General features: G+C 37.1%; 1 protein-coding gene. It reads left to right on the forward strand.

Features of this window, described 5'->3' with window-relative positions:
• A partial coding sequence (locus FE392_RS23230; protein WP_319932033.1) for a proline dehydrogenase family protein occupies positions 1–197 on the forward strand: 197 nt, incomplete at its 5' end.
• Positions 198–259 lie beyond the last annotated feature (62 nt).

A 259-nucleotide genomic window follows, 5' to 3' on the forward strand; every position in this document is an offset into this window, starting at 1 on the left:
ACATTCCAAGGGAGCAATTTGAATTCCAAATGTTATTTGGTATTCGTAAAGAGCGTCAACTTGAGCTAGTAAAAGAAGGTTACAAAATGCGTGTTTACGTACCTTATGGAAACGATTGGTATGGATATTTCATGCGCCGTCTAGCAGAGCGTCCAGCAAACGTTGCGTTCGTATTAAAAGGTATGGTTAAAAAATAACCAAGGAGAAAATACTCCTTGGTTATTTTAATTGCTTAAATGCGTAATGTGCCATTTTCTTC

Source organism: Xenorhabdus santafensis, assembly GCF_033949405.1.
Classification (GTDB): Bacteria; Pseudomonadota; Gammaproteobacteria; order Enterobacterales; family Enterobacteriaceae; genus Xenorhabdus; species Xenorhabdus santafensis.